7 protein-coding genes are annotated in these 6,041 nt (G+C 59.7%); 4 read left to right on the forward strand and 3 right to left on the reverse strand.

Annotation, left to right across the window (positions count from 1 at the left end):
* The first annotated feature begins 326 nt into the window (after positions 1-326).
* On the forward strand, positions 327-1,229 hold the full coding sequence (locus tag D4765_RS18520; protein WP_136643792.1) for a hypothetical protein: 903 nt from the start codon (positions 327-329) through the stop codon (positions 1,227-1,229).
* 123 nt (positions 1,230-1,352) lie between these two features.
* Here the strand turns inward: D4765_RS18520 and D4765_RS18525 are convergent, their stop codons facing one another.
* The 3 genes from D4765_RS18525 to D4765_RS18535 form a co-directional block, all read right to left on the reverse strand.
* A complete protein-coding gene (locus tag D4765_RS18525) occupies positions 1,353-2,084 on the reverse strand; it encodes a carbonic anhydrase (protein ID WP_201799373.1) in 732 nt (243 codons plus the stop codon).
* Complete coding sequence (gene atpB, locus D4765_RS18530; protein WP_237280558.1) at positions 2,074-2,853, reverse strand: F0F1 ATP synthase subunit A; 780 nt, start codon at positions 2,851-2,853, stop codon at positions 2,074-2,076. Before atpB ends, D4765_RS18525 begins: the two co-directional genes overlap by 11 nt.
* Before the next feature lie 105 nt (positions 2,854-2,958).
* Entirely contained in the window at positions 2,959-3,447 is a 489-nt protein-coding gene (locus tag D4765_RS18535; RefSeq protein ID WP_237280559.1) for a MarR family winged helix-turn-helix transcriptional regulator, read from the reverse strand.
* A 550-nt stretch (positions 3,448-3,997) separates the two neighbouring features.
* Between D4765_RS18535 and D4765_RS19875 the strand changes: the two genes are divergently transcribed.
* From D4765_RS19875 to D4765_RS18545, 3 genes are all read left to right on the forward strand, one after another.
* Positions 3,998-4,570 (forward strand): hypothetical protein, encoded by a 573-nt coding sequence (locus D4765_RS19875; RefSeq protein WP_237280560.1) that lies wholly within the window; start codon positions 3,998-4,000, stop codon positions 4,568-4,570.
* Positions 4,534-4,998, forward strand: coding sequence for a hypothetical protein (locus D4765_RS19880; RefSeq protein WP_237280561.1), 465 nt, complete (start codon positions 4,534-4,536; stop codon positions 4,996-4,998). The genes D4765_RS19875 and D4765_RS19880 overlap by 37 nt, the downstream gene beginning before the upstream one ends.
* 516 nt (positions 4,999-5,514) lie before the next feature.
* Positions 5,515-6,041 (forward strand): helix-turn-helix domain-containing protein (locus D4765_RS18545; protein ID WP_136643793.1); only part of this gene is annotated, 527 nt, incomplete at its 3' end.

The following is a 6,041-nucleotide window of genomic DNA, read 5'->3' on the forward strand; positions in this document are numbered from 1 at the left end:
CCACCTCCCGGAGGTCCCACAGCTTCGTAACGACGTCAGGGAGCATTCGCTCGGAGAACCGTCCAGACATATCGATCAACACCATCCACAGAGTAAGTGGTGCAATCACTGCTTGAATCCGCCGTAGGCCAAGCTCCTTTTTCTCAAACGCCCCCAGAACGGTTTGGGATATCCGGCGGGAAGACCGCTCGCGAAGTCGCGGAGCAGCTCAAGAAAGATGCACTGAGTGTTGACAACAAGATGCTCAATAGAGTGAATCCGATTGGTGATGCACGGATAGGCTTGATGCCCGAAGGTTACTCAAGACCCGCAGGAGGCGGTCGGGGATGAAACCACAGCCCCCAGAGCTCGTAGGCGAATATTTCACGATCTATGATTCTGCTTTACAAGGACGCACACTGAGCGTCTCGGGCCCTTGGAACAGCGCAGTCGAGGCCGCGCTGACGGAGTTCGATGTTGACAGCGTCTCGCTGAATTATGCTCTGGGATACAGCGAACGTAGTCTGGATTTCTTGCATTCCGGGCTGAATATTCGGAAACTTTCGATCCTGTCTCGGACAACGGTGGATATATCCCCGGTCTATCGATTGGCATCAACACTTCAGTACCTCAGCATTGAGGTTTCAACCAGGTCAAGATTAGATCTTGCTCTTCTGCCGCAAATTCAAACCATTCGCGTTGACTGGTCGCTCATCAAAGACAGCGTTGCTCAGGTAGAAGATCTGCGCATCGCAGTCATTTCTCGCTATGCCGGCGAAGATCTCCGCCCAATCGGCATGCATCTCGGTCTGGTATCACTCGAGTTAGATAACATACCCAAGATCCGCACTTTGTCAGGCATCGAATTTCTTCCAAGCCTTTCATCGCTCGGCATATACGGGGCAAGAACCTTCACGGACATGAGCCAGCTGCGCGAGCTTGCCCCCAATCTGATCAAAGAAATACAGATTGAGTCATGCAAGTCGGTTGGGTCGCTCGAGGCGTTACAGGCGTGCCAGGGCCTGGAATTTCTTAACATAGGCAATCTGGGTCCCATCGATTCATTGACCCCCTTACGAACGCTGAAGTTGCTAAAAAGGCTGTATGCGTATGAATCAACGATGATTATCGATGGGGATCTGTCCCCACTCGCAGATTTGCCTCATCTGCGGCAGCTAAAGATGATGAACCGCAAGTCGTACACACCGTCTGTGGCGAAGATCATGGAAGTGTTGGGGGCGTCTGAGTAGCTGCGCTAAACCGGTCTCCCCAGCAGCTAGTTCCATGTGGGGTGAAGCTTTCTATGAAGCACCCGGCGCTGATCACTCGGGTTTGCCCAGAGTTTGGTTGTCACCTATCCGTGCAGCAGACTCCTACGCTGTCGCTGTCGCTGTCGCTGTCGCTGTCGCTGTCGCGGGCGCGCTGCGCACTCCGAAGCCGAGGACCGTGTCAGCTGTGACGCGGCCGTTGTGAAGGTGATAATTGGCGGTAAGGATACCCAGCCTGCCATCGGCGACCCGCTGAGCGATCAACGGTGACCGGTTGAGCAGTTCAGCCGCCGTGTCTCGCAGATGCTCCCGCCCGACATCAACGGGTGACGGTTCCTCGCCTGTGCGTGCAGGATCAAGAGAGTCGGTAACACGTCGTACGGCCGGGAGGATGGGTTCAATGAGGTGCTCGATGTGCGGGGGTAGCCGCGGCGCGCCGGCACGTTGCGCAGTGATCGCCGCCGAGACCGCGCCGCACGCGTCGTGACCGAGCACCACAATAAGCGGTACACCCAGGATCTCTGTTGCATATTCCAGCGACCCGATGACCGAATCCCCGATGACCTGTCCGGCATTGCGGATCACGAAGAGATCACCGAGTCCGAGGTCGAAGATGATCTCCGCCGCTAACCGGGAATCGCTGCAACCGAACAGAGCAGCTACCGGCATCTGTACGCTCCGGAGCTCGTTGCGGCGCTCGACGTCTTGATGAGGGTGTTCGGGGACTCCGGTCAGGAACCGCGTATTCCCGTCCAGCATCGAGTTCCAGACCTTCTCCGGCGTCGCCGGTTCGGCTGGGGTGTCGTCGGGGCGGACGTGGTCCAGATCAGTGGTCATCGGCGACGGCGAGTTGGATGTAGACAGCGGTGAGGAGCGCGAAGATGTAGGCCTGAAGCACCGCGACGAGGATTTCCATCAGGGTGAAGGCGAACCCGAACACGAGCGTGCCGACGCTGAGTGCCTTGTACATGGCTGGGGCTTCGAACAGCAGCCACTGAGTTCCGGTGAAGAACAACACAAGAAGGAGGTGTCCAACGATCATGTTCATCAGCAGCCGCAGGAGCAGTGTGATGGGACGCACAACAAAAGTGGACACGATCTCGATGGGTGTGACGATGATGTACAGCGGCCAGGGTACCCCGGGCGGAAAGAGTGCATTTCGGAAGAATCCGCGTGCGTTGTGCCGGATACCGGCGTAGATGAAGGTGCAGTAGCTGACAACTGCTAAAACCAGGGGCACCCCGATGACGGATGTCCCTGCAATATTGAGTCCAGGTATCACGCTGGTGAGGTTGAAGAACAGCACCATGAAGAAGATGGTGGTCAGCAGGGGTAGGAAACGTCGCCCGTCTCGTTTGCCGAGAAGATCCTCTGCGATGTTGACCCGAACAAAATCGAGCCCCATCTCGACGAGGCTCTGGAACCGGCCGGGGACGATTTTCATGCGTCGTGTTCCGAGCCAGAAGACAAGCACAATCGCGGCGGTTGCGATGAATCGCACCAGCATGACCCTGTTGATTTCGAAGGGGGTGCCCGCGAAGAGCAGCGCGGGCGGGAAGAAGTCGTTGATCGAGGGGCCGGTGAAGCCTCCGTCGGCGAGTGTCACGAGAACGCAGGTTTCCTTTCGCGGCTACCTGTCACGTCGGTTCGTGGCGGCACTACATGCTAGGCGATTCAACTGCGCTTGCGCAACGATTGCGTTCTGCGTTTTTCAAGGCTCCAAAGTGAAGGTGAACCGGCCGTCGCGGCTGGGCTCGTCGCCGGCGGCGCGCGCGAAGATCTCAAGGGACGCTGTGACCGCAGACTGTTCGCCGGGTGACATCGCAGCAAAGACATCGGCCATGGCTTCGCGCCGGTGGCGGAGGACTTGCTCAACGAGACCTGCGCCGTCCGAGGTCAACTCGAGCTGAATGAATCTTCGGTCCGCCGGATCGTCAGAGCGAGCGATCAGCCCGGCTTGCACTAACTTCTCACAGGTCCGGGTGGCATTGGAGGCGTGCACGCCAAGCTCGGCGGCGACCGATCCGAGGCTTTGCAGTCCATTCAGGGCGATCAGCATCAGGACGCGAAGTTGAGGAGTGGTGACCCGGTCCTCGACCTCCAGCACCGATCTCGCAGCGACCCGCATCATGACGTTTGCCGCAGTGAGCGCCGCATCGATCATCACCCTTGTGTCCTGGACCGCATCCGCTTGGCTCATGAAGTAAGTATTCACCTTCCCGTCAGCGTTGCGCAGTGCAATACTTGCGATAACGCAAATAAAGGAGATGGTGGAATGTGCCCTTCAACTCACAAGAACGATGCCGACCCGTATGGCGGTGAGCCCCGCGATGATGTCGAAGGCGCTTACACGCAAAGACAACCCGAGCCCGCGCACCTCCGGGAAGTGCCAGGACAATATACCGAATCCGACGGACACGGCCCCGACACCGACGTCGAAGGCACCTACATCGGCGCCCAACGAGACGGCCAGAACCCTCTCGTCCGTGACGCTCGGACCCGGCACGGAAACTACCCCAAGGCCGAACACTGACCGCCCCGAATTCAGAAAAGAAGCGGAGCTCGACCTCGCTGAAAACCAGTCCTCGCGGCCTCCCCGGTTGGCCTTACCCGAGACTCGAAGCGCCAGCCCTGCACGGGCCGGCGCGGCTTGGTGGTGGTTACACGCATGAGTGAGCTTCCGTTGTGGTTGCTGGTTCTGGTCTTTGTGGGGGGGTGTGGACTGGGTCGCTGGCATCCAGCTGTCGAAAATGACGGACGTTCTGGACTCTCGGCTTCAGCTGGGGAGCGCGCGCGGCGGACTGAACGTTCTCGCGGTTGCCACGAACCTTCCCGAGATCGCGATCACCGTCAGCGCCGCCCTATCGGGCAGTCTTGATGTCGCGGTCGGTAACATCCTCGGTGGCATCGCGTTGCAAACCGTCGTCCTCGTCGTGCCCGACGCATTCGGTAAGCGCGGGAGGAACGTCAAACCACTCACCTACCGCGCGGCGTCGCTGACACTCGTACTTGAAGCGCTCGTCGTGATCGCCGTTCTTGATGTGGTGATTGCTGGCAGCCAACTCCCGGCGGGCCTCGAATTCGCCCGGCTCACCCCCGACGTCGTGCTGATAACGGCACTGTGGATCATTGGCCTGTTCCTCGTACAACAAGCAAGCCACCGGCTGCCGTGGCAGAAAAGCGGCGACGCACCGGGTGCCACCCCCATACGCGCGGCCACCGAACACATTCCAGCAGCGCCGGAACCACGAACGACAAAACCGAGACCATCAGCACCAGACGGGCAGTGCTGGTCTTCGCCGCAGCCGCCATCGCCACGCTGATCGCCGGCGTCACTCTGGAAACCACCGGTGATGCAGCCTCCGGACAAATCGGCCTATCAGGGGTACTGTTTGGCGCCACCGTGCTCGCCCTGGCAACATCATTGCCGGAGATATCGACAGGGCTGCAGTCGATCAAACAAAACGACGACGACCTCGCGATCAGCGACATCTTCGGCGGGAACGCGTTCCTGCCCGTACTCTTCCTCGTCGCAACCGTGATCTCCGGGAGAGCAGTACTACCCCAAGCCAACGCAAGCGACATCTACCTCACCGCGCTGGCGATCCTCCTCACGCTCGTCTACGCCATCGGCCTGATCTTCAGGCCTGAGAAGCGAATCCTCGGCATGGGCACCGACTCGTTCATTGTGCTCTTGCTCTACATCGTCGGAATCGGTGGGCTGATCGCGATCAGCGCGTCACAACCTTGACGGTCGAGCACGGGACCATCGGAGTGTCAGGTTCTCCCAAACCGGGGTTCGCCCGGGCCGCCGGGTTTGTCTCGAGTTCGGTGTTTCTGGCCTGATACGGCGGGCGGTGAAGGTGCCGTGATGACGACACTAGATGTCGATGAGATGGTCCCTCCCCCCCCCACAGCGGGTCATGATCCGCACGACGCGGCGGGATTCACAACCGCGTTTGGTGAACAGCCCCGCTGCGAAGCCCCCATCCCTGCGGGACCTGCAGTCCCAGATGTGGTGAGCGATCATTGATCGGATTAACCTCACCAAGCCCGTCCGGCGACTGGCCGGCAAGCTAAGAATCCCGGTGGCAGCCTCGGGCTACGAATTCAGTCGATGCCGGATCGCTGGGCGCGCACTGGAGGATCCTCTTACGGTCATCTTCTACACGGAATTCGGAGCTTCAACTACGCCAGCCCACCGAGAAAACGCTGCCTAACGTAGGGAGGTTCAAGGGGTGAACGCACCATCTGGCAGATTTGGAGGATGGTTGTGGTTTTAGATGTGGCGAGGTTTTCGGAGCGGCTGGTCCCGGAGGTGACGGCCAAGTTATGGGATCTGCGGGCGGACGGTTTCCGGGGCGAGAACATCGCTTCACGGATCGGTTGGAAACACACCGCGGTTTTCAAACTCATCGCGGAGCACGGCGGCGTCCGGCCCGCGTCCGCGCAGCCAGGACGGGGATTACGGCTCACGTATGCCGAGCGGGAAGAGATCATGGTCCTCACCGCACAAGGCGTGTCTGCCCGGCGGATCGCTGGACGGCTGGGCCGTTCACCGTCAACGATCAGTCGGGAGCTGAACCGGGGCAAGAACGGGCAATGGGCGTACCGGGCAACGACCGCGCACCGGATCGCGTTCAACAACACCCGTCGACCCAAACCCGCACAGCTGCTCATTCGGGGGCTGCTGCGCGATCGAGTGATCAAAGATCTACGAGACAGGTTCTCGCCCGAGCAAATCGCTGGACGCTTGAGGCGAGAATTTCCCACGGATACGAGCATGCGGGCATC

The sequence above is a fragment of the Subtercola vilae genome (genome assembly GCF_004923255.1).
In the GTDB taxonomy this organism is placed as follows: Bacteria; Actinomycetota; Actinomycetes; order Actinomycetales; family Microbacteriaceae; genus Subtercola; species Subtercola vilae.